At 70.6% G+C, this 26,815-nt stretch carries 22 protein-coding genes and 1 tRNA gene; 13 read left to right on the top strand and 10 right to left on the bottom strand.

The window, feature by feature from the left end:
* Nucleotides 1–98 precede the first annotated feature (98 nt).
* Nucleotides 99–1,763, top strand: coding sequence for an NAD+ synthase (locus C5708_RS17585; protein ID WP_242923113.1), 1,665 nt, complete (start codon nt 99–101; stop codon nt 1,761–1,763).
* A 58-nt stretch (nt 1,764–1,821) separates the two neighbouring features.
* Here the strand turns inward: C5708_RS17585 and C5708_RS17580 are convergent, their stop codons facing one another.
* Complete coding sequence (locus C5708_RS17580; RefSeq protein ID WP_242923112.1) at nt 1,822–2,121, bottom strand: hypothetical protein; 300 nt, start codon at nt 2,119–2,121, stop codon at nt 1,822–1,824.
* A gap of 67 nt (nt 2,122–2,188) precedes the next feature.
* Nucleotides 2,189–2,797 (bottom strand): TIGR00730 family Rossman fold protein, encoded by a 609-nt coding sequence (locus tag C5708_RS17575; RefSeq protein ID WP_242923111.1) that lies wholly within the window; start codon nt 2,795–2,797, stop codon nt 2,189–2,191.
* Nucleotides 2,798–2,897: 100 nt separating this feature from the next.
* On the opposite strand from C5708_RS17575, the gene C5708_RS17570 reads away from it, so the two are divergent.
* Both C5708_RS17570 and C5708_RS17565 read left to right on the top strand, forming a co-directional pair.
* Nucleotides 2,898–3,746, top strand: coding sequence for an Ig-like domain-containing protein (locus C5708_RS17570; RefSeq protein ID WP_242923415.1), 849 nt, complete (start codon nt 2,898–2,900; stop codon nt 3,744–3,746).
* Nucleotides 3,662–5,596, top strand: a complete 1,935-nt coding sequence (locus C5708_RS17565) for an ABC transporter ATP-binding protein/permease (RefSeq protein ID WP_242923403.1) — start codon at nt 3,662–3,664, stop codon at nt 5,594–5,596. Before C5708_RS17570 ends, C5708_RS17565 begins: the two co-directional genes overlap by 85 nt.
* Nucleotides 5,597–5,600: 4 nt before the next feature.
* Here C5708_RS17565 and C5708_RS17560 read toward each other — a convergent pair whose 3' ends face one another.
* Together C5708_RS17560 and C5708_RS17555 are read right to left on the bottom strand one after the other, a co-directional pair.
* Entirely contained in the window at nt 5,601–8,822 is a 3,222-nt protein-coding gene (locus C5708_RS17560; RefSeq protein WP_242923110.1) for an efflux RND transporter permease subunit, read from the bottom strand.
* 26 nt (nt 8,823–8,848) lie between these two features.
* On the bottom strand, nt 8,849–9,913 hold the full coding sequence (locus C5708_RS17555) for an efflux RND transporter periplasmic adaptor subunit (protein WP_242923109.1): 1,065 nt from the start codon (nt 9,911–9,913) through the stop codon (nt 8,849–8,851).
* Nucleotides 9,914–10,106: 193 nt separating this feature from the next.
* On the opposite strand from C5708_RS17555, the gene C5708_RS17550 reads away from it, so the two are divergent.
* From C5708_RS17550 to C5708_RS17540, 3 genes are all read left to right on the top strand, one after another.
* Nucleotides 10,107–10,544 (top strand): VOC family protein, encoded by a 438-nt coding sequence (locus C5708_RS17550; RefSeq protein WP_242923108.1) that lies wholly within the window; start codon nt 10,107–10,109, stop codon nt 10,542–10,544.
* A gap of 47 nt (nt 10,545–10,591) precedes the next feature.
* The gene (locus tag C5708_RS17545; RefSeq protein ID WP_242923107.1) at nt 10,592–11,212 is read left to right on the top strand and encodes a ParB-like protein; all 621 of its coding nucleotides are present in this window, start codon (nt 10,592–10,594) and stop codon (nt 11,210–11,212) included.
* A 108-nt stretch (nt 11,213–11,320) separates the two neighbouring features.
* On the top strand, nt 11,321–11,461 hold the full coding sequence (locus C5708_RS17540) for a hypothetical protein (protein WP_242923105.1): 141 nt from the start codon (nt 11,321–11,323) through the stop codon (nt 11,459–11,461).
* Nucleotides 11,462–11,486: 25 nt separating this feature from the next.
* Here the strand turns inward: C5708_RS17540 and C5708_RS17535 are convergent, their stop codons facing one another.
* Together C5708_RS17535 and C5708_RS17530 are read right to left on the bottom strand one after the other, a co-directional pair.
* Nucleotides 11,487–12,737, bottom strand: coding sequence for an alpha/beta hydrolase (locus tag C5708_RS17535; protein WP_242923103.1), 1,251 nt, complete (start codon nt 12,735–12,737; stop codon nt 11,487–11,489).
* Between the two features lie 81 nt (nt 12,738–12,818).
* Nucleotides 12,819–13,682, bottom strand: a complete 864-nt coding sequence (locus C5708_RS17530) for an AraC family transcriptional regulator (RefSeq protein ID WP_242923101.1) — start codon at nt 13,680–13,682, stop codon at nt 12,819–12,821.
* Between the two features lie 72 nt (nt 13,683–13,754).
* On the opposite strand from C5708_RS17530, the gene C5708_RS17525 reads away from it, so the two are divergent.
* Together C5708_RS17525 and C5708_RS17520 are read left to right on the top strand one after the other, a co-directional pair.
* Nucleotides 13,755–14,396 (top strand): dihydrofolate reductase family protein, encoded by a 642-nt coding sequence (locus tag C5708_RS17525; RefSeq protein WP_242923099.1) that lies wholly within the window; start codon nt 13,755–13,757, stop codon nt 14,394–14,396.
* A 109-nt stretch (nt 14,397–14,505) separates the two neighbouring features.
* Nucleotides 14,506–14,581, top strand: a tRNA-Asn gene (locus tag C5708_RS17520).
* Nucleotides 14,582–14,929: 348 nt separating this feature from the next.
* Here C5708_RS17520 and C5708_RS17515 read toward each other — a convergent pair.
* Nucleotides 14,930–15,598: a TetR/AcrR family transcriptional regulator gene (locus C5708_RS17515; protein ID WP_242923097.1), complete on the bottom strand. Its 669-nt coding sequence runs from the start codon at nt 15,596–15,598 to the stop codon at nt 14,930–14,932.
* Nucleotides 15,599–15,832: 234 nt separating this feature from the next.
* On the opposite strand from C5708_RS17515, the gene C5708_RS17510 reads away from it, so the two are divergent.
* Nucleotides 15,833–18,544: a TonB-dependent receptor gene (locus C5708_RS17510; protein ID WP_242923095.1), complete on the top strand. Its 2,712-nt coding sequence runs from the start codon at nt 15,833–15,835 to the stop codon at nt 18,542–18,544.
* A 193-nt stretch (nt 18,545–18,737) separates the two neighbouring features.
* Nucleotides 18,738–19,160: a hypothetical protein gene (locus C5708_RS17505; protein ID WP_242923093.1), complete on the top strand. Its 423-nt coding sequence runs from the start codon at nt 18,738–18,740 to the stop codon at nt 19,158–19,160.
* Nucleotides 19,161–19,194: 34 nt separating this feature from the next.
* Here C5708_RS17505 and C5708_RS17500 read toward each other — a convergent pair whose 3' ends face one another.
* Nucleotides 19,195–20,154 carry a LysR substrate-binding domain-containing protein gene (locus C5708_RS17500; protein ID WP_242923091.1) on the bottom strand — a complete coding sequence of 320 codons (960 nt, stop codon included), beginning with the start codon at nt 20,152–20,154 and terminating at the stop codon, nt 19,195–19,197.
* 156 nt (nt 20,155–20,310) lie between these two features.
* On the opposite strand from C5708_RS17500, the gene C5708_RS17495 reads away from it, so the two are divergent.
* The 3 genes from C5708_RS17495 to C5708_RS17485 all read left to right on the top strand — a co-directional run bounded on the left by C5708_RS17495 (nt 20,311) and on the right by C5708_RS17485 (nt 24,927).
* Nucleotides 20,311–21,144 carry a metallophosphoesterase gene (locus tag C5708_RS17495; RefSeq protein WP_242923089.1) on the top strand — a complete coding sequence of 278 codons (834 nt, stop codon included), beginning with the start codon at nt 20,311–20,313 and terminating at the stop codon, nt 21,142–21,144.
* Nucleotides 21,145–21,158: 14 nt separating this feature from the next.
* Entirely contained in the window at nt 21,159–22,517 is a 1,359-nt protein-coding gene (locus C5708_RS17490; protein ID WP_242923087.1) for an MFS transporter, read from the top strand.
* Between the two features lie 124 nt (nt 22,518–22,641).
* Entirely contained in the window at nt 22,642–24,927 is a 2,286-nt protein-coding gene (locus C5708_RS17485) for a TonB-dependent receptor (RefSeq protein ID WP_242923085.1), read from the top strand.
* A gap of 38 nt (nt 24,928–24,965) precedes the next feature.
* Here C5708_RS17485 and C5708_RS17480 read toward each other — a convergent pair whose 3' ends face one another.
* Nucleotides 24,966–25,589, bottom strand: a complete 624-nt coding sequence (locus C5708_RS17480) for a TetR/AcrR family transcriptional regulator (protein ID WP_242923083.1) — start codon at nt 25,587–25,589, stop codon at nt 24,966–24,968.
* 80 nt (nt 25,590–25,669) lie between these two features.
* On the bottom strand, nt 25,670–26,764 hold the full coding sequence (locus tag C5708_RS17475) for an MBL fold metallo-hydrolase (protein ID WP_242923081.1): 1,095 nt from the start codon (nt 26,762–26,764) through the stop codon (nt 25,670–25,672).
* Between the last annotated feature and the right edge of the window lie 51 nt (nt 26,765–26,815).

Raw genomic sequence — 26,815 nt, 5'->3', positions numbered from 1 at the left:
ATCGCACGACGCCGCCCATAGGCTGGCGTGCGGAGTCGGTTCGGGCCTGACAGGGCCGCCGCCCGTTCGCATCAAAGAGGATCGTAGAAGCTCCCAGCATGACCACCCGCCTCGTCATCGCGTCCGTCCAGGCCAATCCCACCGTGGGGGCCGTCACCAAGAACGAAGCGCTCGCCCGCAAGCTGCTGGCTGAAGCGCGCGAGCAGGGCGCCGACATCGCCCTGTTCTCGGAGTTGTTCCTGATCGGCTATCCCCCGGAGGACCTGGCGCTGAAGCCGGCGGCGGTGGCGGCTTGCCGGGCGTCGCTGGACCGCCTGGCCAAGGAGACCGCGAAGGGGTGCGCCTGCATCATCGGCCTTCTTTGGCCGGGAGAGGGCGGTCGCCCGCGCAACGCGTCGGCGCTGCTGGCCGACGGCGAGATCAAGGCGGTGACCTTCAAGGCCGACCTGCCCAACTACGGCGTCTTCGACGAGAAGCGCGTGTTCGAGCCGGGCGAGACGGTGCTGTTCCGTTACAAGGGCGTGGCCATCGGCGTACCGGTCTGCGAGGACATCTGGCGGCCGGACGTCTGCGCCGAACTCAAGGCCCAGGGGGCCGAGATCCTGCTGGTCCCCAACGGCTCGCCGTTCCGCCGCACCGCCGACGACGAGCGCATCGCCGTGGCCCGGGCCCGCGTCGAGGAGACGGGCCTGCCGCTGGTCTACGTCAACCAGGTCGGCGGTCAGGACGAGCTGGTGTTCGAGGGGGCCAGCTTCGCCTTGCAGGCCGATGGTTCGGTGTGCATGAGCCTGGGGTTCTGCGAGGAGGTGCTGGCGCTCTCGACCTGGGAGAAGAAGCCGTCGGGCTGGACCTGCGTCCAGGCGCCCAAGACCTCATGGCCCAGCCTGACCGAGGCCATCTATCGGGCGATGGTGGTCGGGCTGCGCGACTATGTCGAAAAGTCCGGTTTCCCGGGCGTGCTGCTCGGCATGTCCGGCGGCATCGACTCGGCCCTGACCGCCGCCGTGGCGGCGGACGCGCTCGGGGCGGGGCGGGTGCGCTGCGTGATGCTGCCCTCGCGCTACACCAGCTCCGAGAGTTTCGAGGACGCCTCGGCCTGCGCCAGGACCCTGGGCTGTCCCTATGAGGAGATCCTGATCGAGCCGGCGGTGGCGGCCTTCGAGGCCATGCTGGCCGGGCCGTTCGCCGGCCGCCGGCCGGACCTGACCGAGGAGAACATCCAGGCCCGCATCCGCGGCGTCACTTTGATGGCGCTGTCGAACAAGTTCGGCCTGATGCTGATGACCACAGGCAACAAGTCCGAGATGGCGGTCGGCTACGCCACCCTCTATGGCGACATGTGCGGCGGCTACAACGTGCTCAAGGACGTCTACAAGACCGACGTCTACGCCGTGGCCGAATGGCGCAACGCCAACACCCCGTTCGGCGGCGTCTACCAGCCCATCCCCGAGCGCATCCTGGTCAAGGCCCCGTCGGCCGAGCTGCGCCCAGATCAGACCGACCAGGACAGCCTGCCGCCCTACGAGGAGCTGGACGGCATCCTGCACGGGCTGGTCGAGGAGGAGGCGACGCTCGACGAGATCGTCGCGCGCGGCTACGCCCCCGAGATCGTCGAGAAGGTCCAGCGCCTGCTCTACGCCAGCGAATACAAGCGTCGCCAGGCCGCCCCAGGCGTCAAGATCGGCGGCAAGGCCTTCGGCCGCGACCGGCGCTATCCGATCGTCAACGGCTTCCGCGACCGGGTGAGCCTGTCGGTGGAATAGGCGAAGGCCGGCGCGCCGCTTGCGGGCGGGCGCGCCGGCTCTGGCGCCGGAGCCTCGGCTACTTCTTGGCCGAGGCGTTGCACTCGGCCAGCTCGGCCTCGGACAGCGACTTGCCGCGGAAGGTGAAGGCCGTGGCCTGGCCGAGCTGGGCGACGACGCGCTGGCAAACCCGCAGCGGCGGCTGCGACTTGACGTTGGTCGCGGCGCACATCTCGCCCAGGCACTTCCAGACCGCGCCGTCGACGATGACCTTGGCGTCGGAGGCGGTCTTGAGGGTGAGGCTGCCGACGGACTCGTCGGCGAGCGCCGCCGACGAGGCGGCCAGGGCGAAGGTCACGCCCAGGATAAACTTACGCATGAAAAGACGCTCCATCCCCGCACCGGTTGATCCGGCTGATGGTTCTCTACTGCGTGCGGAATTGAAACTATGTCAACTGCGGCGTGCGCGGATGGGCGTCCGGGTTGGGACTTTCGGCCGCCATCGCCGCGATTGTCGGCAGAATATCCTCGACCCGCTCCACCGAGCGCCAGCCGAGCATGAAGTTCGACGGGGTCAGCTTGTGGTCGATGGTGTGCTGGAACAGGGCGAACAGCGGCTCCCAGAAGCCGCCGGGGCTGTAGAAGACGATCGGCTTGCGGTGCAGGTCCAGGCGCTGCCAGGACAACAGCTCGACGATCTCCTCCAGGGTGCCGATGCCGCCGGGCAGCACCACGAAGGCGTCGGCCTTCTCGAACATGATCATCTTGCGCTCGTGCATGGACTGCACGACCACGGTCTCGACGTCGTTGAACAGCCGCTCGCGGCTGAGCAGGAATTCGGGCATGACGCCCAGCACCCGGCCGCCGGCCTCGTGCGCGCCGCGGGCGACGGCCCCCATCAGGCCGATGCCGCCGCCGCCGTAGATCAGGCGCTGGCCGGCCCCGGCCAACGCCGCGCCGAACGCCCGGGCGGCCTCGATATAGGCGGGATCGGCGGCGGTCGACGATCCGCAATAGACGCAGACCGAATCGACGGCGGCGGATTCGACGGCCATGAACTTCAACTCCGAGCAAAAAAACGGCGGCGCTTGCGACCGCGCCGCCGTTGTCCGATTTAGAAGACAGATTTCATGGGCGCTTTTCAAGGGTCGGCATATGGGTGACAGGAACGCGGCGCATTGGCTGATCGCCGCGGGCGCGCTGGCCGCGCTCGCCGGGTGCGGTCGCCGCGAAGCCGCCGACTGGCGGCAGGCGCAGGCGACGGCCCCAGGAGCGCAGGCCGCCGCCGAGGGCTATGCGCCGCCGCCGCGGGTAGTCTCGATTCTCGCCCTGCCGTCGGGCGGCGTCGGCCTGACCGGGGCGGCCGCGCCCGACGCCGTGGTGCGGTTGCGTTCCCCCGATGGGACGATCCTGGAGGCGCACGCCAACGCCGATGGAGTCTGGAACCTCGATGCGCCCGGCGCGGGCTCGGTGCGGCTGTTCGGCCTGTCCCAGACCGTCGGCGACAGCGTCACCCAGGGCGAGGGCTACTTGGCGGTGCTGCCGCCGCCGGTGGTGGGCGGCATGGGCACGGCCCTGCTGCTGCGCTCGGGCGCCGGGGCCCAGCCGTTCGGCGAGGCCCAGGCCGCGCCGCGCATCGTCGCGGTCGACGTCGATTCCGGCGGCGGCGCGGTGGTCTCGGGTCTGGCGGGCGCCAGCGCGCCGCTGCATGTGGTGCTCGACGGCGCCAAGGCCGGGGAAGGGACCGCCGACGCCAAGGGGCGTTTCTCGATCACGCTGTCGGCCTCGGTGGCTCCCGGCGGGCACGTGGTCACGGTGCAGACGGGCGGGCAGGGGGCGGAGGCCCGCGCCGAGATCGCCGTCTCGCCGCCGCAGCCCCTGACCGCCGGCCCCTACGCCGGCCAGCGCCGCGACGGAGGCTGGCGCATCGACTGGATGACCCCCGGCGGCGGCGTGCAGACCACCTATGCCGCCGACGCCCCGACGCGGGAAGGGATCGAATGAGCCTTCGTCGCGGCGCGCCCTCCTCGCGGCGAGCGGCGGCGGCGGAGGCGAGCCAGGCGCCGGCGGCCAAGCCGCGGGCGAGCGTCGCCCTGGGCGACCTGGGACGGCTGGTCCTGCGCTCCCGCGCGCCGGGTCTGCGCTGGCGGCTGACGGCGGCGCTGACGCTGATCCTGGCGGGCAAGGCGCTGGGCGTGCTGGCTCCCCTGCTGCTCGGCGCGGCGGTCAATCGCCTGGCCGAGGGGCGCGGGGCGGCGGCGGCCGTGGGGCTGGCCTTCGCCGGGCTGGCCGTCGGCTGGGCGTTTGTGCGCTTCCTGTCGGCGGCGGCGCCGCAGGCGCGGGACGCCGTCTTCGCGCCGGTGGCCCAGGCGGCCCAGCGGCGCGCCGCCGCCGAGACCTTCGAACACGCCCTGTCGCTGTCGCTCGACTATCACCAGGGCAAACACACCGGCGCCCTGGCCCGCACCGTCGACCGCGGCGCCCGCTCGATCGACTTCCTGCTGCGCAGCCTGGTGTTCAACCTCGGGCCCACGGGCCTCGAGGTGGTCATGGCCGCCGTGGTGCTCTCCAAGCGCTACGACTGGCGGCTGGCCCTGACCGCCGTGGCCACGGTGGCGGTCTATGTCGTCGTCACCTTCCTGATCTCCGACTGGCGGATCGGCCACCGCCGGGCGATGAACGCCGCCGACAACCGGGCCGCCGGCCTGGCGGTCGACGCCCTGCTCAACTACGAGACGGTCAAGACCTTCGGGGCCGAGCGCCGGGCGGTCGGCGCCTACGACGCCGCGCTGGACGACTACGCGCAGGCGTCGATCAAGGCCAACACCTCGCTGGCCCTGCTCAATGCCGTGCAGACGGCGATCATGAGCGTCGGGCTCGGGGTGATGGCCGTCCTGGCCGGGCTGGAGGCGGCCGAGGGACGCATGGGCCCCGGCGACGTGACCGCCGCCGTGCTGCTGCTGATCAACCTCTACGGCCCGCTGAACATCCTGGGCTTCGCCTATCGCGAAATCCGCCAGGCCTTCATCGACATGGAGGCGATGCTGGAGCTGTCGCGCGAACGGCCGGACGTCGCCGATCCGGCCGCGCCGCGCGACCTGCCGCCGCCGGCCGACCAGCGCGGCGGGCGGGTGGTGTTCGAGCGCGTGTCGTTCCGGCATGGCGCCCGCTCGCAGGGGCTGGAGGACGTCGACCTCGTCGCCGAGCCCGGCTCGACCATCGCCCTGGTCGGCCCGTCGGGGGCGGGCAAGACCACCCTGGTGCGGCTGGCGCTGCGTCTCATCGACCCGCAGTCGGGGCGGGTGACGCTGGACGGCGTCGACCTGCGCGAGGTCCGTCAGGCCGACCTGCGGCGGGCCATCGCCCTGGTGCCGCAGGATGTGGCGCTGTTCAACGACACCTTGCGCGCCAATATCGCCTTCGCCCGCCCCGAGGCGTCGGAGGCGGAGGTCTGGGCCGCGGCCGAGGCGGCCGAGCTGGGCGATTTCGTCCGCGGCCTGCCTGAGGGCATGGAGGCGCTGGTCGGCGAACGGGGCCTGAAGCTCTCGGGCGGCGAGCGCCAGCGCGTCGGCCTGGCGCGGGCCCTGCTGGCCGATCCCCGGGTGCTGATCCTCGACGAGGCGACCAGCGCCCTGGACAGCCGCACCGAGGCGGCGATCCAGGCGGCGCTGCGCAAGGCGCGCAAGGGCCGGACCACCCTGGTGGTGGCCCACCGCCTGTCGACCGTGGCCGACGCCGACCAGATCGTCGTGGTCCGGCGCGGGCGCGTAGTCGAACGCGGAACCCATGACGAGCTGCTGTCGCGCGAGGGCGAGTACGCGGCCCTGTGGCGGCGGCAGACCCGCGAGGCCTGACCGCCTATTCGGCGGCCTCGCGCACAGGCTCGACCAGATGCGGCGGCCCCGGAACGTAGGGCCGGCGGCGGAGCCAGCACCACAGCTTGGCGAAACGGCGGCCGAGGGTCAGCGGCGCGGCCAGCAGCACCGGCGTCAGCAGCAGGGTCAGCAGGGTCGAGAACGTCAGGCCCCAGACCACGGCGCCGGCCAGCTGCACCCACCATTCCGAGCCGGGCGCGTGGTACTCGATGTGCGCCGTGCGGAAGCTGGGGTCGATCTGGAACATCAGCGGCAGCAGGCCGATGACGGTGACGACGGTGGTCAGCATCACCGGCCGGAACCGCTGGGTCGCCGCCCGCACCGCCGCGTCGTCGGCGGCCATGCCCGTCCGTTTCAGCTGATAGAAGGTGTCGACCAGCACGATGTTGTGGCCGACCACGACCCCGGCCAGGGCCACCACGCCGGTGCCGAGCATGATCACCGAGATGTAGTCGAAGGTGTGGAATAGGTTGACCTGGACCCCCAGCAGCACCCCGACCGTCGACAGGATCACCGCCGACAGCGTCACCACCACGCCGTAGAAGCTGTTGAACTGCCACAACAGGATGATGCCCATCAGGAACAGCGAGGTGGCCATGGCGCCGATGAAGAAGGCGCCGGCCTTCTGGCTCTCCTCGTCGCCGCCGCGGAACTTCCAGCGCACCGAGCCGTCGATCGGGGCCTTGGCGAGCCAGGGCTTGAGCTTGTCGATCACCTGGTTGGCCGCCGCGCCGGGCCGGGCGTTGGCCTGCAGGACCACCAGCCGCTGGCCGTCGCGGCGCTGGATGGCGGTGACCTGCTGGGCGGCCAGCCGCTTGACGAAATAGCTGGCCGGCACCGGGCCCGACGGGGTCGAGACCATCAGCTGGTCGAAGGCGGCCAGGGAGCGGCTGTCCTGCGGGAAGCGGACGCGGATGTCGAGTTCGTCCTGGGCGTCGTCGGGGCGGAACTTGCCGACCAGTATGCCGTCGGTGACGAACTGGATCGCCTGGCCCACCGAGCTGACGTCGACGCCGTAGCGGCCGGCGGCGACGCGGTCGACCGTCAGGTCCCACTCGATCCCGGGCGAGGCGCGGCTGTCTTCGAACTCGATCAGGTCGTGGTCCGAGCCCATCTTGGCCTTGATCAGGTCGGCGGCCTTGTTGAGAGCGACCACGTCATAGCCCAACAGCTGGATCTGGACGTCCTTGCCCGGGGTCGGGCCGCCCTTGGGCAGGCGGACCTCGACGCCCAGGCCGGGGACGTCGGCCACGCGCTTGCGGATTGCGGCGACGATGTCGTTCCCGGTCAGCTTGTCGGCCTTGAGCTGCTTGAAATGCTCGAAGTTCAGCGCGATGCGGCCGATGGAGTCGTTGGGCGGGCCGCCGGGGCCGGCGTTGCTGGTGCGGCCGGAGCGGACGTAGATCGATTCCACGCCCTTGATGTTCTGGAGGCGGGCTTCGACCGAATGCACCAGCTGGTCCTGGGCCTCGACCGACAGGTTGCCGCGCGCCTGGACGTAGACCGTGGCGTGGTCGGGGTCCTGGTCGAGGAAGAACTCGGTGCGGTGCTTGGTCATCGCGAACCAGGCGCCGACGGCGACGATGATGGCCAGGGTGACGCCGACCATCACCCCGGGGCGGTGGCTGGCTCCGCCGAGGAACCGGGCGTACCAGCCCATGAAGCCGTCCATCTCGCGCGGATCGCCGTGCTCGGACTTCTCGATTTCGGCCAGGTGGTGCTCGTCGACGCCCTGGCTGCGCCCGAAGATCGAGCCCAGGGCAGGCGTGAAGATCAGGGCCACGAAGATCGAGGCGCCCAGCACGAAGAACAGGGTGATCGGCAGGAAGCTCATGAACTTGCCGGCGATCGAGTTCCAGAACAGGAAGGGCAGGAAGGCGCAGAGCGTCGTCAGGGTGCCGTTGACGACCGGCCAGAACATGCGCTTGCCGGCCGCGGCGAAGGCGGCCTCCTTGTCGAGGCCCTCGGCCATCTTGCGGTCGGCGTATTCGACCACGACGATGCCGCCGTCGACCAGGATGCCGACCGCCAGCACCAGGCCGAACATCACCATCTGGTTCAGGGTGATGTGGTTGGCCTGCAGCAGCAGGAACGCCAGCATGAAGCAGGCGGGGATCGCCGCGCCGACCATCAGGCCCGAGCGGATGCCCAGGCTGGCGACGATGATGACCATCACCAGGATGGTGGCGATGATCAGCCCGGACTCCAGCAGGGTCAGGGTCTGGCCGATCTGGTCGCTCTCGTCGTAGGTGTAGTCGACCTTGATCGTCGCGGGCCAGCGCGCCTGCTCCTCGCCGACCGACTTGCGCACCGCCTTGACGGTGTCGAGGATGTTGACCCCCGAGCGCTTGACCACGTCGATGGCGAAGGCCGGCTGGCCGTTGAAGTGGGTGATCCGGTTCGGCTCCTTGAAGGTGCGGCGCACCTCGCCGATGTCGCCCAGCGTGACCAGCCGGTCGCCGTTCTTCTTGATCGGCAGGCTGAGGACGTCGTGCGTGCCCTCGATGACGCCGGGCACCTTGACGGCGAACCGTCCCTGGCGCGTGTTCAGGTCGCCGGCCGGGATCAGCTGGTTGTTGCGGCCGATGACCTGGGAAAGGTCGTTGGTGGTGATGTTGTAGGTCTGCATCCGCACCGGGTCGATGGTCACCTCCATCAACTCCTCGCGGCCGCCGTAGAGGTCGGCGCGCAGGACGCCGGGCGTCCCTTCCAGCTTGCGGCGCAGATTCTGGGCGGTCTGGTACAGCGCCCGCTCGGGCGCGGCTCCGGACAGCACCACGGTGATGACCGGATTGTCGTTGACGTTGTTCTCTTCGATGATCGGCGGCAAGGCCTCGGGCGGCATCTTGCCCCGCGCCAGGTCGACCTTGGCGCGGACGTCCTGCAGGACCTTGTCCTTCTTGAAGTTGACCTCGAACTCCAGCACCGCCACGGCGGCGTTGGGCATGGCCACCGCGTTGATCTCCTTCAGGCCCTCCAGGGTCTGGAGCTGGTTCTCCAGCGGCCGCACCAGCAGGCGCTCGGCGTCCTCGGGGCTGACGCCGGGATAGGGGATGGTCACGGCGATGTACGGCACCGGGATGTCGGGGTTCGATTCCCGCGGCAGCGACAGGTAGGCCATCACCCCGAACACCACGCCGATCAGCGTGACGGCCAGGACGACCTTTCGGCGCTTGATGGCGCCGTCGATCAGGGCTGCGATCATGACGCGCTCCGTCTCCGTCGCGGCGCTCAGCGCGCCGCGACGCGAACCTTCTGGCCTTCGGACACGTACGACTGTCCGACGGTGATGACGCGGGTCGGTCCGTTGAGGCCGGACACCCAGACCCCGTCCGGCGTCTCGTCGAGGACCGTCACCGGCGTGAAGCCGACCACCTCGCCGGCGCCGACGAAGCGCACGCCCTGGCGGCCGGCCGAATCCAGCACCAGGGCCGGGGCCGGCACCAAGTGGGCGGGGCCGGAGCCGGCCTCGACCCGCACGTCGGCCGAGACGCCGGAGCGGGCGGCCGAGCGGGGATTGGCCACGGTGATCTCGACGCGGTAGGTGCGGGTCTGGGCGTCGGCGTCGTGGGCGACGTAGCGGACGCGGCCCTGCAGGGCTTCGCCGGTGCTGAGCCGGGCCTGGGCGATCGCGCCGACGCGCACCTTGGCCGCCTCGGTTTCGGACAGGTCGCCGACGATCAGCATGGGGTCGAGCTCGATGACCACGCCGCACGGCTGGCCGGGAGAAAGATAGGCGCCGACCTCGGCGTCGCGGTGGTCGAACACCCCGGCGAACGGCGCGCGCAGGTTGATCTGGCCGAGGGCGACCTCGGCCTGGCGCACCGCGGCGGCGGCGGCGTCGAGATTGGCCTGGTCCTGGGCCACCTGGGTCGGCGAGCGGAATCCCTTGGCGGCGAGGTTGGCCGAGGCCTGGTGCTGGAGCTGCACCGAGCGCAGCGTGGCCCGCGCCTGGTCCAGCGAGGCCTGCCGGGCGTCGACCGCCAGGCGGCACAGCACCGCGCCCGCGCCCACCGCGCCGCCTTGCAGGATCGGCGTCTCGGCGACCACGCCCGAGGTCTGCGACTTGACCTGCACCGTGCGGTTGGCCTGGGTGCGGCCGCGCACCACCACGGCGTAGGGACGGAGGGCCTGTTCGAACACCGGGGCCTGCACCAGGGGCGCGTCCTTGGCGCGGGGCTTGTCGGCGCCGGCCGCCTTGCCCTTGCCGCCGCCGAACAGCGCGCCGATGGCGAAGAAGAGCGCCACCGCGATGACGATGCCGGCCGCAAACAGATGTGACGCTTTCGCGCGCATAAATTTCCCCACTGCGGCGCGCTAGGTCGAAAACCATTGCGCGTCGCACCCCATTGAACTTGTTCAAGGTTTTGATATCGGCGTTCTTTGAGGGCAAATGAATTCGCGGTAACGCGGCGTTTCGCCGTCGGGGCGGGGAGGCTATGCTCGCGCCCCAGATCCCGATCCCGACCCCGTCCCACGGAGCGTTCCCTTGGAATACCTGCACACCATGGTCCGCGTTCGCGACCTCGACGCCTCGCTCGACTTCTATTGCCGCAAGCTCGGCCTCGTCGAGGTCAGCCGCATGGAGAATGAGAAGGGCCGGTTCACCCTGGTCTTCCTGTGCGCGCCCGGCGACCTGGAGCGGGCGAAGGACAAGAAGGCGCCGACCGTCGAGCTGACCTACAACTGGGATCCCGAGGACTATGACGGGGGCCGCAACTTCGGCCACCTGGCCTATCGCGTCGACGACATCTACGCGGTCTGCCAGCGACTGATGGACGGCGGCGTGGTCATCAACCGGCCGCCGCGCGACGGCCACATGGCGTTCGTGCGCTCGCCCGACAACATCTCGATCGAGCTGCTGCAAAACGGCGTCTTGCCCCCGGCCGAACCTTGGGCTTCGATGCCGAACACCGGGGTCTGGTGACTTAGCGCGGGGCGATCGGACGCGCGCCTTGAGACGGAGACGACGTCATGAGCGTGCGTGAACCCATCCTGCATCCGGTGGCCATCGAGGATCTGCGTCCCACGCAGATCACGGTGGGCATGCACGAGGTCGCCGAAAAGCGCCTGCACTGGCGCGAGCTGGCCGAGAGCAAGGCCGGCGATTTTCTCGGCCGCCACATGATCCCGGTGGTGCTGGGGCCAAAGGCGCGCCCCTATGTCATCGACCATCACCACCTGGCGCGGGCCCTGCACGAGGAAGGGGTCAAGGAGATCCTGACCAATCCGGTCGCCGACCTGCGGGCGCTGAGCAAGGACGCGTTCTGGATCTATATGGACAATCGGGGCTGGTGCCATCCCTACGACGCCGAGGGGCGGCGAGGCGGCTTTGACGACATCCCCAAGTCCATCGACGCCCTGGCCGACGATCCTTATCGCAGCCTGGCCGGCGCCTTGCGGCGGGCCGGCGGCTTCGCCAAGGACACCACCCCGTTCAGCGAATTCATCTGGGCCGACTTCCTGCGGCGGCGGATCAAGCCGGCCAGCGTCCACAAGAACTTCGCCGCCGCCCTCGACAAGGCGCTCGCCCTGGCCAAGCAGCAGGACGCGGCGTTCCTGCCCGGATGGTGCGGCCCGGTGCCCGTGTCGTAGGGGCGGCCGCGCCGCGAGCGCGGTTTCTTTCTTTTTTGCGGGCGCTATGTTGCGATACTGAAATATGCTTCGATTAACCCAACCTGCGATAGGTGGCAGGAGGGGGTGATGCCGATTTTCGGCGGCGAGTCCGATCCCGACGACGATGACAAGTCGAACGGGCCGCAATGGCTGGCCTGGGCGTTGTTCGTCCTCGGCCTGACCGGCGCCGGCGCGGTGCTGGTCGAACTGTTCATGGGACCGCTCTGACGGGCGGGCTTGGCGGGGCGCCGGCCTAACGCCCGCCGTCCGGCCAGACCGCTTCGCCGTAGCGGCCCTGGACGGTTCCCTTCGCCCAGTCGGCGATCAGCCTCAGATAGCCATCGGCGATGCCGGTGGTCTTGCGCTGTCCGGGCCCGGTCGCGACGAAGGTCGAGATGCCGTGGTCGGTGTGCGGATAGACGGCGATGGTCGCGTCCAGGCCCTCGCGGCGCAGTCTTTCCAGCCGCGCGATGCTGGGCGCGCTGGGGGCGACCGAGTCCTCCTGCGCGAAGACCCACAGCGTCGGGATCTTGAGCCGCCGCAGCACGGCTTCCGAATCATAACGCCAGGGGACGGCCGGGCTTTCGGAACGCGCGCGTTCGATCTCGCCGCGGACCAGCTGGCCGGTGTACTGGCCGTCGAGCTTGGCGAACCACGGCTGGTCGCGATAGGCGCGGACCGCCGCCTCCAACGCGTCCAGGCCCTCGGTGAAATCGGAGGCGGCCGCCCGCGCCGTGGCCTCGGTCACCGCGTGGACGCCGGCGTCGGGCGTGAAGCCAAGGTCCTTGAGCTGGTAGTCGACCTGCCACTGGTCCTGCTCCAACGGCGTGCCGACCACGCCGAAGCTCACCTCCAGGAAGTCGGCCTTGGCCTTCACCGCCGCCAGCGGGGCCACCCAGCCGCCCTGGCTGCCGCCATGCAGGCCGACCCGGCTGAAGCAGTCCGGGCACGCGCGGCGGGCGGCTTCGACCGCGGCGGCGGCGTCATCGGCGAGCTGGACGAAGTCCTGGGTGTAGACGCCGCGCGAGCGCCCGGTGCCGCGCTTGTCGTAGGCGAAGGTGGCGACGCCCTGGGCGGTGAACATCTGTTGGTAGGTGGTCCCCCTCGGACTGGCGTGCTCCGAGCCGTGGACCAGCACGATCAGCGGCGGCTTGGCCGCGCCGGCGGGGGGCAGCAGCAGGACCCCGTGCAGCTGCGTTCCGGCGCTGTCGAAATCGACCTCGGTCGCCTTGAACGACAGCTTGGTCCAGGGACGGCCGTCGCGGCCCTTCAGCGTCCCGCCGTCGCAGCGCAGGGGAGCGTCGGCGGCGGCCGGGTCGCCGCGCAGCCCGTTCAGCCGGGTGACGCGCTGGCCCTGCGCCGTGCGGACGAGGTTGGCGATGTCGCCGTCCGCGGCGCGATAGGCGCCTGGCGGACAGTCGGCGCCGGGCGTGCGGGGGGGCTCGGCGGCCCTGGCGACGCTGGCGACGGCGAGAGCGGCGAGCAGGAGGGGAAGCAGCTTCATGGCGACCTTCGTGACGCGACGGGAACGGCCCGCGGGGCCGTCCGCCGACTTAGGCGCACCCGCGCCAGCGGGGCTTGAACATTATTGCTGCCGGTAGCGCCCGGGCGAGGCGCCGACGACGCGCTGGAAATGCCGTGTCAGGTGGCTCTGATCGGCGAAGCCGACGTCCAGCGCCGTCTCGGCGATCGACCGGCCTGAGAGCAGCAGTCCGCGCGCGGCGGCGACCCGCCGCTGGTTGCGATAGGCGAGGGGCGGCAGGCCGACCTCGCCGCGAAAACGCCTGAGCAGGTGGAAGGCGCTCATCCCGGCGACGGTGGTCAGGTCGGCGAGCCCGAACTCCTCGGCGTAGTGCGCGTCGATGAACCGCTTGGTCCGGGCGATGCGCTCGTCGCGCGCCGGGCGGCCTTCGTCGCGGAGCCGCCCGGTCTGGCGGCCGATCGCGGCGAGCAGGCGCGCCAGCGCCTCGCCCTGCTCGGCCGGATCGTCGCGGCCGCGCAGCGAGAGGTGCGCCTCGCAGACCGTCTGGAACAGGCGGGGATCGGCGCTGACCGGGGTCTCGAACCGCAGGGGCGCGTCGCCCGGCTCGACGAGGCCGGCCGCTTCGACCAGCGCCGGGGCGATGTAGAGGACGTGATACTCGAGCGTCTCGTCGCCGATGCTGGCGTTCTCATGGGGCTGATCGGGATTGAGCAGCAGCACGCTTCCGGCCGGGGCGTGATGCGGACGTCCCTCGACGTTCAGGCTCTCGGCGCCGCGCGTCACCGCGCCGACGACGTATTCGGCGTGCGCGTGCACGGGGAACCGGCGGTCGCGATAGGCGGCCGACACCAGCTCGACGCCGGGAAGGCTCGCGGGGCGGCTGAACCGGACCTGGTCGGCATGATCCTTCGAGGTCGCGTCCGAGGCGCGCGGTTGGTCGGAGGAAGCCGGAACGGTGGTCGCCATACTGGTTGCAATATGCATGCGGTTTTGATAGCTCACAACCGATTGCTGGTCGCAATTGGTCTGGAGGCCGTCATGACCAGGGTGCGCGTCGCAGGCTTCTCCATTTCCCTCGACGGCTTCGGCGCCGGGCCGGAACAGAGCCTGGAAGATCCGCTGGGCAAGCGGGGCAAGGAACTGCACGAGTGGTTCTTTGGCACCCGGAGTTTCCGGACGATGATCGGCCAAGGCGGCGGCTCCGACGGGGTCGATGAACGCTACGCCGCCCGCGCCATGACCGGGTTCGGCGCCTTCATCATGGGCCGCAACATGTTCGGGCCGGGGCGCGGTCCTTGGTTGGACGGGGCCTGGAAGGGCTGGTGGGGGGACGATCCTCCCTTTCACGCGCCGGTTTATGTGCTGACCCATCATGCGCGGGCGCCGCTGGAGATGGCCGGCGGGACCACCTTCCACTTCGTCACCGACGGGATCGAGGCCGCGCTGGAGCGGGCGAGGGCGGCGGCTGGCGGCGCGGACGTCAAGATCGGCGGCGGCGTCTCGACGGTGCGGCGCTATCTTCAAGCGGGGCTGATCGACGAGATGCACCTGGCCCTGTCGCCGACGGTGCTCGGCCAGGGCGAGGCCTTGTTCGCGGGGATCGATCTGCCGGGCCTGGGCTTTTCCGTGTCGGAGCACGTCGCCACCGAACTCGCCACCCACGTGGTCCTGCGCCGATAGGCGCGGCGACGGCGCAAGATGTCCACAGCCGCTTTCGGGGAGGCTGATCAAGGTGCTTGCGCGACGCAAAACCTCGGCGTATACGCGCCACCTCTTCATCGAGAGATGATCCTCGGTAGCTCAGTTGGTAGAGCAGGCGACTGTTAATCGCCGGGTCGCAGGTTCGAGTCCTGCCCGGGGAGCCACCCTCCTTCCTTAAATCATGGCGCCGCCTCAACCGCGTTCAACGGGGGGCGCTCTTCGCAACCCAGCAAGACGCAGGGCTGCGCGCCGGCTTTTGCAGCGCCCAGAAAAAAGCCCGGCTGAAAGCCGGGCTGAAAAGTCGGTGATGGTGGGGTGTCTTCAAGGAAGACATCGTTAACCTGCGCCTTGATGCTTAAGCGAAGGTTAACGCGCGCCGCGCCGGCGCGGGGTCCTGTCTTTATCTTGCGGCCGTCGCCGTCAGGGCGTCTCTGGCCGACGCCGCCGAGCGGTTTCGGGCGGCCGCGAGGCCGGCTGTGACGGCCCTTTTCGAATCACCGTCCGGCGGACGGTCAGGACGCGGCGGCTGGCCCCGGGGCGGCGGTGGCCGCGTCGAGCGCGGCGGCGCTGTACTCCCTGAGCAGCTCCAGGGCCGGCTGCATCGCCGTCCGGTCGCCCGTGACCAGGTATTCGATGGACAGGCCGTGCAGGGCGGCGAGATGCAGGCGCACCGCCGTTTCGATGGGGCGGCGGTCGACGGCGCCGACGCTGGCCGCCAGGTCCCAGACCTGGTCGGTGCGCGAGCGGTGGATCTCGTCGAGGATGGCGGTCATCGGCGCCGCCAGCGAAGGATCGCTCCGCGCCCCGACCATGATCTCGACCAGGGCCACCTCGAGGGGCTCGTCCATCACTTCCCAGACCGCGCCGATCAGCGCCAGGAACCGCTCGCGGCCGGGCGGGTAGGCGTCGAGGCGGTCGCGAATCTTCTCGTCGCCCAGGGCGTGGACGTGCCGCACGATGGCCAGCATCAGGTCGGCGCGGGTCGGGAAGTGGTGGAGCAGGGCGCCCCGGCTCACGCCGGCGGCGTGCTGGATCAGGGTGGTGGTGGCGCCGGCGTAGCCGTGGCGGGCCAGGCAGTCGATCCCGGCGGTCAGCAGGCGCGCGCGCATGGCGGCGCTGGACTGGTATTCCCCGCGCGGCCCGGTTCGATGGGCCCGCACCTGGGGTGTTTGTGTCGACACCGTCAATTCGCACTCCTGACCGGCTGGTTTTTCTTCTGGTCTGGGTTGCGGCTCCGCAATGCGGCGCATGGCCGCGTCCACGGTGAGTCTCGTCCCTGAGCGAAGACTAGACGGAGGCCGCCGGCGGCGTCCAGCAAACCGGTGTTATCTGAAATCAGTCACGCTTGACTGATTTGGAAAGCTGGCGGATGGTCTCGCCTAACCCTTGCCAACAAAGGGATCGGGAGGAATTTCATGCGTCTCTTCACGCGCGCCAGCGCGCTTTTTGCTGCGTCCAGTATTCTGGCCATCGCCACGGCGGCCCATGCCGCCGACGCCCCGCCGCCCGCCGCGCCCGCCCAGGGCGGCGCCGTCATCGAAGAACTGGTGGTCACGGCGCAGAAGCGCGAGGAGGCGCTGCAGGACGTTCCGATCGCGGTGTCGGCCTTTTCGGCCAAGTCGCTGGCGTCGCAACGGATCGACGGCGGCGCGAACCTGGTGCTGGCGGTGCCGAACGTCAGCTTCTCCAAGACCAGCTACACCGGCTACAACTTCCAGATTCGCGGCATCGGCGCGGCGCTGGTCGCCACCTCGTCGGATTCCGGCGTCGGCATCCACGAGAACAACGCGCCCCTGACCTCCAACCGCCTGTTCGAGGCCGAGTTCTACGACGTCGAACGGGTCGAGGTGCTGCGCGGACCGCAAGGCACCCTCTACGGCCGCAACGCCACCGGCGGCCTGGTCAACATCATCACCGCCACCCCGACCAGCCAGCGCGAAGGCAGCATCACGGGCGAGTACGGCAACTTCAACACCACCAAGGTGAAGGGCTTCGTCAACATGCCCTTCACCGACACCTTCAGCGTGCGCTTCGCCGGTTCGTACCTTTCCCGCGACGGCTTCACCACCAACCAGGCGAACGGTCAGAAGGTCGACGGCCGCGACCTCTACTCCACCCGCCTGACCGCCCAGTGGCAGCCCGTGGAGTCGTTCAAGGCCTCGCTGATGTGGGAGCACTTCCAGGAGGACGACGACCGCCTGCGCCGCGGCCGGACGCTGTGCGTCAAGGACACCGGGCCGGCGGCGGTCGGCGGGGTGCCCACCGGCGGCCTGCGCAACTTCCTCAGCCAGGGCTGCCTGCCGGGCTCGCTCTATTCCAGCGCCGCCTACAGCCAGCCCAACAGCACCGCCACCCTGGGCGGCCTGCTCGGCAACCTGACCGGCCTGATCACCGGCGACGCCTACGCCGGCAGCGTGCAGAGCGCGGACCTGCGCCGGGCCCAGATCTCGGGTTCGCCGACCTACAGGGCCAAGAACGACCTGGTGCAGCTCAACATGGTCTGGAACGTCACCGACGACCTGACCTTCACCTCGCTGACCTCGAGCAGCCGCGACTTCGTCAATTCGCGGCAGGATTCGGTGATGGCCTTGCCGAACGGGCCGTTCAACTCCACGCCGTTCGCGCCGGGCGGCATGATCAACGACCCGCAGATCGGCGCGTCCAACATCTTCCAGACCTACGACATCTCGACCGCCAAGAGCCGCCAGATCAGCCAGGAGTTCCGGCTGCAGTCGAACTACGCCGGCCCGCTGAACTTCAGCGTCGGCGGCATCTATCTGAAATACCACACCGACAGCCAGTATTACGTGTTCTCCAACACGCTGACCGCCTACGCCCAGGTCAACAACCTGCAGAACGCCAACAACCCTGCCGGCCAGATCTATATCGACCCCAGCAATCCGCCCAGCGGCGTCGGCCACAACTATTATCTCAGCCAGACGCCTTACGACCTGACGTCCAAGGCCCTGTTCGGCGAGGTCTACTACAAGCTGACCGACGACCTGAAGGTCACCGGCGGCCTGCGCTACACCGACGACGCCAAGAAGGCGGTGAACTATCCGATCATGCTGCTGGCGCCGGGGCAGGGGCTCACCGCCTCCGGCACCCAGTACGCCAAGTTCAAGGAGACCACCGGCCGCCTGAACATCGACTGGTCGCCGAAGCTGTCGTTCACTGACCGCACCTTGATCTACGCGTCCTATTCGCGCGGCTACAAGGGCGGCGGCTTCAACCCGCCGGCGGCGGTGGCCTCGCCCCCGACCTACGCGCCCGAGTTCGTCGACGCCTACGAGATCGGCACCAAGAACACCCTGCTGAACGGCAGCCTGCTGCTCAACCTGACCGGCTTCTATTACAACTACAGCGGCTATCAGATCGCCAAGATCGTCAACAAGACGGCGGTCAACGAGAACATCGACGCCAAGATCTACGGGGCCGAGTTCGAATCGATCTGGGAGCCGGTCCGCCGTCTGCGCTTCAACGCCAACATCGGCTATCTCGACACCGAGATCAGCAACGGCAGCTCGATCGACACCCTGAACCGCACGCAGGGCAATCCAGCCCTGACCGTGGTCAAGGCCAAGGACGGCTCGAACTGCGTGGCGCCGACGGCGGGCGTGGCCGGCGTCCTGGCCATCATCCAGGGCCTGCCCGGCGCGCCCAACGTGCCGGGCGTCACCGGCACGCCGTCAGCGATCCTGGGCATCTGCGCCGGGGCGTACTCGGCTCTCGGCGTGACGCCCAGCGAAGGCGTCCCGGTCGGCCTGAAGGGCAAGGAACTGCCGAACTCGCCGCACTGGACGGTGTCGCTGGGCGCCCAGTACCGCTGGGATTTCGCGAGCGACTGGAGCGCCACCCTGCGCGGCGACTACTATCACCAGTCGGAATCCTACGCCCGGATCTTCAACACCGTCGCCGACCGGCTGCAGGCCTGGGACAACGTCAACGCGACGCTGACGGTGTCGAACAAGAGCTGGGGCTTCGACGCCCAGCTCTATGTGAAGAACCTGCTCAACGACGACGTGATCACCGGCACGGCGCTGAGCGACGACTCGCAGGGGCTGGCCACCAGCCTGTTCCTGAACGAGCCGCGCACCTTCGGCCTCGCCCTGACCAAGTCGTTCTAGTTCCTCGGCGCCTGGATTCTTTTTCCTCGGTGCTGACCTTGAAGGGCGGCTCCCTCGTGGAGCCGCCCTATTTTTTCGCGCGCGGCCGGGTTTTTTCTCCGGGGTCGTGGACAGCCGGCGCCGGACGCGCGAAAGTCCAGGCAGGCGGGGATTTTGTGAGTGCTTCTTGATGCAGGAGGCGATGGATATCGGGATGCCGCGTTCGGCCGTGTGGACGGCCGCTGCGGTCATCGGCGCCTTGGCGCTGCTCGGTTTCTTGCTTGGACTTGGCCGGACCTTGACCGGGAGCGGGGCGGTGGCGCCGCCGCCGACCATGGCGCCGGCCGCGCACGCTGCGAACACGCCGGCGGTGATCGACGCCAAGCCGATCGTCGAGACGGCGCCGGCGCCGGCCAAGGTCGAAAAGCCGAAGAAGCCGTCCGAGGACGAGCTCGCCGCCCAGAAGGCCGCTTCGGCGCTTCAGGCCCAGCAGCCGGCCCTGCAGGTGCCTGACACCGCCGCCTCGGCCGGGGCGTCTTCCGGTTCTGACCAGCCGCAGGGCGCCGCCAAGAGCGCGGGCTCGACCGCCAAGACGGCGCCGGCCAAACCGGCCGCCGACGACACCCCGCCCTACTAGGGATAGTCCGGGAGGCGAAGCGAGCCGGCGCGGTTCAGGCCGCGGCGGCGGACGGCTCCGCGGCCGCGTCCCGCTGATAGGCGTCCCACCAGGCGTCGAAGGTCCGCAGCGAGCCCGCCGCCTGCTCCTGGAGCCAGGCCAGGAAGGTCCTGATCTGCGGCCGGCGGCGCAGGTCGGCGCTGGCGTAGAACAGGCTGTAGCCCGAACCCACCGGCCGGCGGACGCCAAGGCATGGCCGCAGCCGCCGCTCGGCGAGGAAGCGTTCGGCCAGCAGCGGCACCGCCAGGGTGACGCCCAGTCCGCTGGCGGCGGCTTCGTACATCAGGTGCGAGGTGTCGAACGGGGTGGACGCGGCGGCCATGCCGCAGCCGGTTCCCGACAGCCAGTGCGACCACAGGTCGGGCGGGCTGCGCACCGACAGCATGCGGTGGGCGGCGAGGTCCTCCAGGCGGCGCGGCGGCGCGCGGCCGTCGGCCAGAGTCGGCGCCGACACCAGCACGCCGTCGAGATCGACGATGCGGTCGCAGGCCAGGTCGTCCTCGCCGCCGTCGCCGCCCCAGAGCGCGATGTCGGCGGCGCCGGACCTCAGCACCTGCGGGCCGCGCCCGACGGTCAGATCGACCTCCAGACCGTGCCTTTGCAGCAGGTCGGGCAGCCGGGGGATCAGCCAGCCGACCGCCAGCGAGTGCGAGGTGGCCAGCCGCAGGCGGCCCAGGCGGCCGGCGGCGTCCTTGAGGTCGGCGGTGGCCCGCCGGATGGTCTCCATGGCCGGCTCGATCTGGCTCAGATAGCGGGCGCCGACCTCGGTCAGGCGCACGGCGGGCCCGGAACGGTCGAACAGCGGCGCCTCGACGAACGCCTCCAGCATCTGGATGCGGCGCGAGAAGGCCGAGGGGCTGAGCGCGAGCTCGGCCGCCGCGGCGCGGAAGCTGCGGGCGCGGGCGGCGGCGAGGAAGGCTTCCGCGGCTTCGAGCGAGGGGGCTTGGCGCAGCATCTGTCGGTTCACGCCGTCCAGTCAGTCTGCGCACAGACTATCGTCCGATTGTCACAGTTTGAGGACGGTCGCCCGGCCGGGGCGTTGCTCGACGCGCAACGCGCGTTGCAGGGCTTGCGTTTGCGCGGGGCGCGGCCTTGCGGCACCCCATGGGCGATGAAGATCGCCCTGATATCCGACACGCACCTGGCGCCGGCCGCCACGGCCTTTCGCTGCAACGCCGAGGCCGCTCTGGCCTGGATCGCGGCGACGGAAGCCGATCTCGTCGTCCACCTCGGCGACATCACCGCCGACGGCGCCAAGGACGAGCGCCACTTCGCCGAGGCGGCCGAGGTGTTCGCGCCGCTGGAAGGGCGCATCCGCTTCCTGCCCGGCAACCACGACATCGGCGACAATCCCATGGAGGGCGGGGGGAAGGACGAGCCGACCGTGGACGCCGGCCGGCTGGCGGCCTATCGCCGCGTCTTCGGCCGCGACTGGTGGTCGCTGGAGGCGGGGCGCTGGGCCCTGATCGGCCTCAACGCCCAACTGCTTGGCGCCGGCGAGGCGGAAGAGGCGCGACAGTTCGACTGGCTGGCCGAGCGCCTGGCCGGCGCGCGCGGCCCGGTCGGCCTGTTCCTGCACAAGCCGCTGTTCCGCGACGGCCCGGCCGACGAGGTGGTCCACCATCGCTATCCGCCGCTCGCCCCGCGCCGGCGGCTGTTCGACATGCTGGCTGGCTGCGACCTGCGCTTCGTGGTCTGCGGCCACACCCACCAGACACGCCGTTTTCATGTGGGCGAGGTAGAGCACGTCTGGGCGCCGTCGACGGCCTTCGTCATCCCCGACCGGCTGCAGGAACGCATCGGCGACAAGGTGGTCGGAACCATGCTGCTCGACCTGACCGACGACGGCCATCAGATCGATCTGGTCGTCCCGTCGGGCCTGGCCCAGCTCGATCTGGCCGATCACGCGGCCGTCTATCCGCAGCTGAGCCGGCTGCTGGCCTGAATGGGAGAGCGGGGATGAGCGCGACGGTGGCGACGCCTGGCGACGAGGCCGGTGCGGCGGTCGAGGCCGCCGGAGAGCGGGCCTCTGCCTATCCCTGGTATGCGCTCGCCGTCCTGATCCTGGCCTATGTCCTGGCCTTTCTCGACCGGCAGGTCCTCAATCTGCTGGTCGAGCCGATGAAGCGCGACCTCGGCCTCTCCGACACCCAGGTCAGCCTGCTGCAGGGCCTGTCCTTCGCCCTGTTCCTGTCGATCGGCGGGCTTCCGGTCGGGCGGCTGATCGACAGCCGTCGCCGGCTGACCGTGCTGTCGGCGGGGATCGCGGTCTGGAGCGCCATGACGGTGGGCTGCGGCCTGGCGCGCGGCTATCTCCAGCTTCTGCTCTGCCGCATCGGCGTCGGTGCGGGCGAGGCGGCGATGACCCCGTCGGCCTATTCCCTGATCGGCGACTATTTCCCGCCCCGGCGGCTGGGGCTGGCGATGGGCCTCTACAGCATGGGCGCCTATGTCGGCGCCGGCCTGGCCATGGTGATCGGGGCGGCGGCGGTGGCTGGGGCGGCCCGCGGCGTGGTCGATCTGCCCTTGCTCGGCGCGATCCCGGCCTGGCAGGTGGTCTTCCTGGCGGTCGGCCTGCCGGGTTTCGTCGTCGCAGCCTGGGTGGCGTTCCTGCGCGAGCCGCGCCGGCGGGGCTCGGAGGGGCGGGCGCCGCCGCCCTGGCCCGAGGTGCGGGCCTATTTCAAGACCGACGGCCGGGCCCTGGTCTGCGTCAACCTCGCCGTCGCCTTCGCGGCCATGGCCATGTACGGCCTGTCGGCCTGGGTCCCCAGCCTGTTCGTCCGCGCCTTCCATTGGCGGGCCAGCGAGATCGGCCACGCCTTCGGCCTGATCGTCATGGTCTGCGGCGCGCTGGGCACGCTGTCGGCTGGACTGATCGGCGACCGCCTCAAGGCGCGCGGCGTGGCGCGCGGCCGCCTGCGGGTGCTGGTCTGCGCCGCCGTCCTGGCCGCGCCGTTCGCCCTGGCCGCGCCGTTGGCCGCATCACCCGTCCTGTGTCTGGCGCTCCTGGCGCCGCTGGTGCTGTTCCTGACCCTTGCGGTCGGCTCCGGCCCGGCGATCCTGCAGGAGATCACCCCCAACCGCATGCGGGGCGTCCAGCACGCCCTGGCGGTGCTGACGGTCAATCTTGTCGGCCTGGGGCTCGGGCCGACCCTGATCGCGCTCATCACCGACTTCGGCCTCAAGGACGAGGCGCGGCTGGGCGCGGCCCTGGCCATCGGCGCGCCCTTGATGCTGGCGGTCTCGGCGGGCTTCGGCCTGGCGGCGTTCGGACCCTACGCCCGCGCCCAGGCGCGCGTCGGACCGGCGGCGCAATGAGGCCGCGCCATTGCGCGCCGCGCAACGGCCGTTCGAACCTGCGCGTTACCGCCGTCCGTCCCGCCTTGTTATCCCGCCGCCAGCCGACCGCGGCCGGTCGGTCTTGCACCGGGGGATGTCCTAGATGAGCAGGCAATGCGGCGCGGTCGCGCTGGGGACCTTGGCTTCGATCCTGGCGGCGGGCGCCGCCTGCGCCCAGGACGCGACGACCGCCCTCGACGAGATCGTCGTCGTCGGCAGCCGCGCCGCCGGCCGCGTGGTCGCCGACTCGCCGGCGCCGGTCGACGTCATCTCCGCCGAAGCGCTCCAGGCCCAGGGCTTCGCCGACCTCAGCCGGGCGCTGCAGGTCCTGTCGCCCTCGTTCAACTATCCCCGCTCGGCCACCGCGCCGTCGGCCGCCAACACCCGCGCGGTCAGCCTGCGGGGCCTGGCCCCCGACCAGGTGCTGGTGCTGGTCAACGGCAAGCGCTGGCACGCCTCGTCGGTGATCAACTTCAACAACGTCATCGGCCGCGGCTCGACGCCGACCGACCTCAACGCCATCCCGCTGTCGGCGGTGGCCCGCGTCGAGATCCTGCGCGACGGGGCGGCGGCGCAGTACGGCTCCGACGCCATCGCCGGCGTCATCAACATCGTGCTGAAGTCCGACGCGGCGGGCGCCCTGGTCTCGGCCCAGGGCGGCGTCACCGACCAGGGCGACGGCCAGAACGCCACGCTGTCCCTCAGCCAGGGCTTCGACCTCGGCGGCCGCGGCGCCCTGACGGTGGCGGCCGAGGCCCGCTACCGCAACAGCACCAACCGCGCCGGTGTCGACAGCCGCTATGGGCGGGTGACCAACGAGCAGGGCGATCCCGACTCGCTCGACCTAGCGGTCTCGGCCAACGGGACCTACGCCCTGACCGAGGGCGTCGAGGCCTACGGCTATCTCGTCTACGACCGGCGCAAGTCGACCAGCCCCGCCCAGTACCGCGCGCCCAACATCTCGGTGCTCTATCCCGACGGTTTCATCCCGCACGTCCGCCTGAACCTCGACGACGTCGGCGGCAGCTTCGGCCTGCGCGGCAAGGCCGGGGGCTGGGCCTGGGACCTCAGCGACAGCCCCGGCTACGCCAAGGCCGAGTTCCGGGTGAACTCGACCGCCAACGGCTCCCTGGGCGCGGCCAGCCCGACGTCGTTCGACGCCGGCGGGGCGCGCTACTTCCAGAACGTCCTCGACTTCACCGTCTCGCGCCCGTTCGCCGTCGCCGCCGGGGCCAACCTGGCCTTCGGGGTCGAGCACCGCTACGAGACCTACCGCATCCGCTCGGGCGAGGCGGCCTCGTTCGCCGGGGCCGGCGCGCAAGGGTTCCCCGGCTTCAACCCGCCCCAGCCGGTGGACGCCGACCGCTCGGCGTTCTCGGCCTTCGCCGACGGCGAGCTCAGCCCGGTCCGCCGGCTGACCCTGGGCGCGGCGGTGCGCTACGAGCACTATGACGACTTCGGCGACGCCACCTCCGGCAAGCTCAGCGCCATCTTCAAGGCCACGGATGTCGTCTCCCTGCGCGCCACCGCCTCCACCGGCTTCCGCGCCCCGTCGCTGCAGCAGAGCTTCTTCAGCACGGTGACCAGCCAGTCCAGCGGCGGCGTGCTGGTCAATGTCGGCACCTTCGCGGTGAACGACCCGGTGGCCCGGGCCCTGGGCGCCTCGGCGCTCAAGGCCGAGACCTCGCGCAACCTCAGCGCCGGGGTCGTGCTCAAGCCGGCGCCCGGCCTGACCTTCAGCGCCGACGTCTTCCACATCGAGATCGACGACCGCATCGCGCTCAGCGAAACCCTCAGCGGCCCGGCGGTGGCCGCCGTGCTCAAGGCCGCCGGCGTGACCAACGCCTCGCAGGTGCGCTTCTTCACCAACGCGGCCGATACGGTCACCGACGGCTACGAGCTGACGGCCAACTGGCGGCGCACGATCGGCCTGGCGCGGCTGGACGTGACGGCGGGCTACATGCTGGTCGACACCGACATCGACCGGCTCAAGGCCAATCCGGTGCTGCCGAACCTGCCGCTGCTGGCGACCAGTTCGATCGACCTGCTGACCAAGGCCCAACCCCAGAACAAGTTCACCCTGTCGGCCAGGGCCGTGATCGGCCGCTGGAGCCTGGACGCCGACCTGGCCCGCTTCGGCCCCTTCCGCGCCATCCAGGTGGCCGGCGAGCAGACCTACGCGCCGGTGACGACGCTGGACCTTCAGGCCGCATACGCCGTCACCGACCGTCTGAGCATCGGCGCCGGCGTGCTCAATCTCGGCGACGCCTATCCCGACAAGATCGCCGACCGCGCCCTCAGCCAGGGCGGCAGCATCCAGTATCCCGAAGTCGGCGCGGTCGGCACGAACGGGCGGGAATACTTCGTGCGCCTGACCGGGCGGTTCTGATCCGGCGGGCGGGTCGCGCCCCGACCGGCGCACGCCATTCAGGCGATCAGGCGGCGGACGGCCTTCTCCAGCGCCGCCTGCGTCGCCGCTTCCGACAGGCCCTGCTTGCGGCGCAGGCGCGACCAGGTCTCGAACCCCAGAAGCGCGTCCAGGATCTCGACGAGGTCGCGGTCCTGGGCGACGGGGGGCGGCAGTTCGCGCTCGAGGATCAGGCGAAGCGCGGCGACCAGGCGCGAGTCGTCGCCGTTGAGGAATTTCGAACGATGGCGCAGCGCCTCCGAGGCCTGCTTGAACGGGGTGATGCGCTCGAAGGCCGCGCCGCGCCGTTCGATCAGCTCGACCACGCGCTCGCGCCAGTCGGCGGAGCGGAACGGCGCCTCGGCTATGGCGCGCAGTTCGCCCTCGATGACGCCGGACATCTCGCGATAGAGGCTGTCCATGTCCTCGAAGTGGCGGAAGACGGTGCGCAAGCCCACCCCGGCGTGGGCCGCAACCTGGTCGGCGCTCGGCGAAACCTCGCCGTCGCGGATGATGTCGAGCATGGCCGCGACGATGCGGGCGCGGCTGTCCTGGCCGCGACGACGGCGGCCGTCGGCGCTGACGGCCGGCGCTTCCGCGTCGGGTGAAGGGTCGGGCGAGAGGCTCAGAGAGGCGAGAGCCATGGCGATGGTGGCGACGTCCTGCGGTTGAGCCTTATGACGACCTACCGCGTCGGCGCGTCGGGCGCCAGCCCGGCCGCCGATCACCGGAACGTCCGCAGGCGGCCGGTGCGGCGGATGGTCGTTTCGCCGGCCGGCAGGCTGACGAAATCGCCGTCGCGGCCGACGCGGACGGTCCCCGAGAAGATCCGCCGGGAGCGGCCGAGATAGGGGCCGTCGAGCGCCGCCACCGGCAGGGGCGGTATGACATGGTCGAACAGCAGATAACGGACGCCGGCCCGCTGGGCGATGGCGGCGGCCTGCTCCGGCGTGGTGTGATAGGACAGGATGTCGTGCAGGATGGCCGCCAGATTGGCCTTTCCGGCCGCCAGGGCCGCCCGTCGCTGCACCGCCACCAGATTGGGCGCCAGGCCCTCGTGCACCAGCAGGTCCGCGCCCCGCGCCGCCGCCTCCAGCCGGGGCGAGGGGGCGGTGTCGCCGCTGATCACCGCCACCCGGCCCTTGTAGGCGAAACGGTAGCCGACGGCGGGCTCGGCGGGGTGGTGGTCCACCGGAAAGGCGGTCACCTTCAAGTCGGGATCGTCGATCAGCACCACGTCGGGCGCGTCGCGGCCGGCCGTGAAGGCGCGCGCCTCGCCGCCGGCCCCGGAGGGCGGCATGACCTTGGGGCCGTGGTGGACGATGCGGTAGCCGCGGTCGAGGGCGTAGGCCGCCTGGAAGCCGGCCACTACCTGCTCGACCCCGGTCGGCCCGTAGATCGGCAAAGGCGTCGTCCAGGCCCCGCCGGCCCAGCGCTGCAGCATCAACTCGCCCAGCCCGTCGATGTGGTCCGAATGGAAATGGGTGAGGAACGCCGCCTCCACCTGCGGGGGCGGCAGGTTCATCAGGGCCAGGTTGCGCACGCCGCCGTCGCCGGCGTCCACGACGAACAGTCGCCGCCCGGCCAGCACGGCGACGCAGGGGCCGGCGCGGGTCGGGTCGGGCAGGGGCGCTCCGGCGCCGCACAGGCCGACATGCAGGCCGTCCGGCAGGCCGGCGTAGGGATCGCGCGCGAACGCCCGCTCGTAGAGCCGCCCCAGCCCGGCGACCGCGAGCGGCCCCCGCATGGCGTAGGCGGCGGCGAGGGCCGCCGCGATCAGGGCCGTCAGGACGAGGGCGACCAGGGTCCGCTGACGCATTCCGATGCTTTGCTCCCCATGGCGGATGGTCGATGATGTATTGACATTATA

This window comes from Caulobacter sp. CCUG 60055 (genome assembly GCF_022750545.1).
Taxonomy (GTDB): domain Bacteria; phylum Pseudomonadota; class Alphaproteobacteria; order Caulobacterales; family Caulobacteraceae; genus PUIC01.
Note: the sequence above shows the minus strand (reverse complement) of the source record. Positions and strands in the feature narration are given on the sequence as shown.